Consider the following 4,421-nt stretch of genomic DNA (forward strand, 5'->3'; position numbering starts at 1 on the left):
CGGCGACACGGGAAGATCACAAGCTGATGGATCTGAAGGATGACACACACGTCGTCGTCGTCAAGAGTGAAGTCTATCTGGAAGACACCCGTCTGTTCCAGTACACAGAGTCGCGCCATCGTCTGGATCGCTTCCGCTTCGTCGAATTCGCCCGCAGAAAACACAGCCTGTAAAAGAAAAGCGGTACAAGCCCGCTCTGCCTCGAAAGAAATTTAGGAAATCTGGCCCTGAATGAGCATCGCAGAGCGCAATGGGTCAGATTTATCTAATTTCCGAGAGGCAGGCTTGGACCGCTAGCCATCATTTTAGTTGCATGAAACATTTTGCAAACCTGTACAACACCTATGGTGATGCACTTTTCAATTAATAACATACTACAAATAGTAAAAAAGATGAAGCCAAGCCGGCTTCATCTTTTTTGCTTGCGTAGGGGCTGGTCACTCGTTGACATTCGTATAATCAACGGTGAAATAGGCACCCTCGGCCATCAATATATGTCCTGATTCATATGGGTTTCCCGCCACAGTAAGGTAGACTTCCTGCACGCCGTAATATTCCCCGATTGTATTGACGACACCTTGCAAAATCAGTGATTCCGCCGATGTCCCGGCATTCATCTCAGAAACGAATTCCTGCGAGAAATCCACATAGACACGCCCATCGTCACTCAAGGACAAGCTGTTGATGGAGACATTCGGTCCGATCAGACTTCCCCCTGGCGCATCCGGCACGTTCTTCAGCGCCTCCGCCAGAATGGTGCGGGTAACGTCATTGGTTGCATAGGATAAGGCAATACTTGTTGCATCCAATCCCATCAGTTCGCTGTCCGGATAAAAGACGCGCAACTGTTGCGTTTCCGGAACATTCTCGTTGCGGGCTTCCAGACTGGAAGAGACAACCATGTCATCGCCAAGATCCGTGACCCGTTTCACCAAGCCCATATCCTTTACGTAGTAGTCCTTGGTAGTGGAGGTTTCATAAGTCGTCGTCACTTCAAGCGCTTCGAAATTGCCCATCGGTGTTTCGATCTGTGCAGTCAGATTCGTGATTTCCGAAGAGACTCCGCTCGCATTCATCCAACTGTTTCCGACTTCCAAAGGTTCCTTCAACAGAATGTCCAACTGGTTTGCCGCGTCGCCGCTTGCTGTTTTTTCAAGCATGTTTTCCCTGAAGTAGGTTTCCGGACGCGTGAATACTTCTCTGAGTTCCCCGTCAGCCAGTTCCAATACCGTCACGATCTGAGTGCCGCCGTTGTTGGAAGTGATCTGCATCCGGTTGCCTTCGATGTATTGCGGATAGACCGTGAAGGAAGCGTACTCGTTCCCTTCACCCAAATATTTTGTGAATACGGATGCGCTGAATGGATAATAAGCCTCGATTGTCGTTGCATCTGCAGGTTCCGAAGAGGATGAGGAAGCCGATCCGCTGTCTGAAGAACTGGATACGGAAGAGGACACACTGCTGACAGCCGAAGAATCGGATGAGGCATCGGATCCTCCAAAGAGGCTGCAAGAAGCTAATAGGGGTACCAACAACGCTACCATCAGATTCGAAACTTTCTTTCTCATGTTTTTTCCCACCTTCTGCCTTAGTTGTCTTCATTATATCACAACCGCTTTCTAAGGCATTGCCCTAACTATCGCTGCAACGCACGAATGCTGTGGCACTAAGCAACTCCTTTCAAGTATAATGAAGCCAGCACGAAACTAAAAGAAACATTTCACAATTTAAAATAGAGGTGGAAAACTTATGAAAGAAATCAGTTTGAACGATACAGTCTACAACCTGGTGAAGCAATACCCTGAAATCAGGGAAATCATCATCAGTCTGGGCTTCGAGCCATTGCGCAGCGACAAGATGCTGAATACCGCCGGCCGAATCATGACCATCGGGAAGGCTCTCAAACGCAACGATGTGCCGGAGGAGGCATTCGTCGAAACGCTGGCAAAAAACGGCTTCAGCGTGAAGGAATTGGCGCCGTCACCGGCAGCAGTTGCTCCAAGCGAACCGGTAGAGCCCGCCGCTCCAACCGGCGGAATTGCCCGTATGGGTTCAGCGGAATTCCAGGAGCGCCAGGACATCCTGCAGAGCCTCATCCTGCGCTTGCATAAAGGAGAGGATTGGGATGCGGTGCAAGCCGACTTCAAGAAGCATTTCACGGGCGTCAGCGCCTATGAGATTTCCGTCATGGAGCAAGGCTTGATGGGCAAAGGGATAGATGCCGAAGACATCCAACGCCTCTGCAACGTGCATGCATCGCTCTTCGGCGGATCCATCGAAGCGGTCTACACCACTTCAGCGGAACAGCAGCATGCCGGGCATCCGATCCAAGTTATGAAACTCGAAAATTTGGCCATCGAAAACACGCTGGAAAAGGTCAGCAAATTACTGGCCGTCTACCTTGAAACGCAGGAACCAACCCTGAAGGCAGGCATCCAGAAACAATTGGCGCTGCTCGGCGAATTCGACAAGCATTATGCCCGCAAAGAATACGCCATTTTCCCGATCATGGAGAACAAAGGCATCACAGCCCCGCCGAAAGTCATGTGGGGTGTCGATGACGATATCCGCGCCATGTATAAGGACTTCAAAACCCTTCTGCAAAACGAGGACTTTGCTGCGATTCCCAAAGCATTCTCCGACCTGAAATACGAAATGACGGAGATGATTACGAAGGAAGAAGACATCCTCCTGCCGATGATCATCGACATCTTCAATGAGGACCACTGGCTGCAGATAGCCAAGGAGTCCGAAGAAATCGGCTACTGCATCGTCAAACCGGAAGCAAACTGGGTGCCGGAACGTTCCATTCCCGAGGATGTTTCACATGAAACACTGACGACTGAAGCAAATCCTTACATCAATTTCCAAACCGGGCATCTGACGCCGCATCAATTGGAAAAGATGCTCAACAACATCCCTTTGGAATTGACTTTTGTGGATGCGGACAACATCGTGCGCTACTACAATGACAACGGCGAAGAAAAATTCTTCAAGCGCACCAGCAGCGCAATCGGCCGCGACGTCATGAACTGCCATCCGCCGAAGAGCCTGCCGATCGTCACGAAGCTGCTCGCCGACCTGAAATCAGGCGCGAAAGAAAGCGAATCGATGTGGTTCCGCGCGATGGGCAAATTCATCATGGTCACCTACCGCGCCGTCAGGGATGACGACGGCAGCTATATGGGAACCCTTGAATATGTCCAGGACATCCAACCAATCATCGATCTTGACGGCGAAAAGCGGACACTGTCCTAAACCGCCGTTCCGGAAATGTCTACCAAAAATAAACAAATGCACGCTGTCCCTTTTTGGGGCAGCGTGCATTTGTTTCGTCATCACGTAACTTACTGTTTATTTTATTATCCTGAAAGCGATGGTTTCGTACGGCTTCAGCGTGAAAGACGGCGCAAGCTGTCTCTCCCCGTAGTTGCCGGCCAGAAAACTGCTGGCCTTTCTTGCCCATTCCTCCGGTACGCTGATTGTGTACTCGCCGGCATAGAAATGGTTCAGCACAAGCACTTTTTCCTCCTCGTTCTCCCGGATGTAGGCAAACACTTCGGGATCGTCCAACAGGATCCCCTCGTAGGAACCGTCCGCAATGACCGGATGCTCTTTGCGGATACGGATCAGCTCTTGGTAGTAACGGAAAATTTTGCCCTCAGCGAGCTCCTTCTCGACGTTCACTTCCGGATAATTGGCCGCGACCTGCAGCCATGGTTCGCCGGTCGTAAAACCCGCATGCTGGCTGCCGTCCCATTGCATCGGCGTCCGGCTGTTGTCGCGGGATTTTTGTTTGATGATGCGCATGGCCTCCGGGTGCGTCAATCCGGCAAGTTTCAGATCGCGGTAGGCATTGTGCGACTCGATATCCCGATAAACGCTGATGTCGTCATAATCCGGGTTCGTCATGCCAATTTCCTCGCCCTGATAGATGTAAGGCGTGCCCCTCAGCAGATGGATTGTTTGCGCCAGCATGCTGGCTGTTTCGAAAGGATAACGAATCGGATCGCCGAAGCGGCTGTTGGCTCGCGGTTGATCATGATTGTTCCAGAACAGTGCGTTCCAGCCGTTCCCATCCGACATCCCTGCCTGCCACTCATTCAAAATCCGCTTCAGTTCAAGAAAATCGAACGGGTGATCCGTCCATTTTTCACCATCCTTGTAATCGACTTTCAGATGGTGAAAACTGAAGATCATCGACAATTCGTTCCTGTCCGGATTCGAATAAAGGATCCCATTTTCGACAGTGGTCGAAGACATCTCGCCGACTGTGATGATGTCCTCCAGCGTGCCGAACGATGCCTGATTCAGCTCGTGGATATAGTCATGGACGATCGGACGATCCGTGTAGAGACTCTTCTCGTTGCTTCCTTGGCTGTCCACCAACGCGACATCCTTGCCGATCAGGTTCAATACAT

At 50.8% G+C, this 4,421-nt stretch carries 4 protein-coding genes; 2 read left to right on the top strand and 2 right to left on the bottom strand.

Features of this window, described 5'->3' with window-relative positions:
• A partial coding sequence (locus tag WBV27_RS12830; protein WP_424202523.1) for a UTRA domain-containing protein occupies positions 1–173 on the top strand: 173 nt, incomplete at its 5' end.
• Positions 174–437: 264 nt separating this feature from the next.
• On the opposite strand, the gene WBV27_RS12835 is transcribed toward WBV27_RS12830, so the two are convergent.
• A complete protein-coding gene (locus WBV27_RS12835) occupies positions 438–1,568 on the bottom strand; it encodes a GerMN domain-containing protein (protein ID WP_424202520.1) in 1,131 nt (376 codons plus the stop codon).
• Positions 1,569–1,749: 181 nt separating this feature from the next.
• On the opposite strand from WBV27_RS12835, the gene WBV27_RS12840 reads away from it, so the two are divergent.
• Positions 1,750–3,258 carry a DUF438 domain-containing protein gene (locus WBV27_RS12840; RefSeq protein WP_424202521.1) on the top strand — a complete coding sequence of 503 codons (1,509 nt, stop codon included), beginning with the start codon at positions 1,750–1,752 and terminating at the stop codon, positions 3,256–3,258.
• A gap of 96 nt (positions 3,259–3,354) precedes the next feature.
• On the opposite strand, the gene WBV27_RS12845 is transcribed toward WBV27_RS12840, so the two are convergent.
• On the bottom strand, positions 3,355–4,421 hold a 1,067-nt coding region (locus tag WBV27_RS12845), incomplete at its 5' end, for an alpha-amylase family glycosyl hydrolase (protein ID WP_424202522.1).

Origin of the sequence: Trichococcus sp. (assembly GCF_049589555.1) — a bacterium.
GTDB lineage: Bacteria > Bacillota > Bacilli > Lactobacillales > Aerococcaceae > Trichococcus.

Coding starts and splice junctions, on each gene's coding strand:
- WBV27_RS12835 (WP_424202520.1), bottom strand. CDS start 1,568: ATGAGAAAGAAAGTTTCGAATCTGATGGTAGCGTTGTTGGTACCCCTA.
- WBV27_RS12840 (WP_424202521.1), top strand. CDS start 1,750: ATGAAAGAAATCAGTTTGAACGATACAGTCTACAACCTGGTGAAGCAA.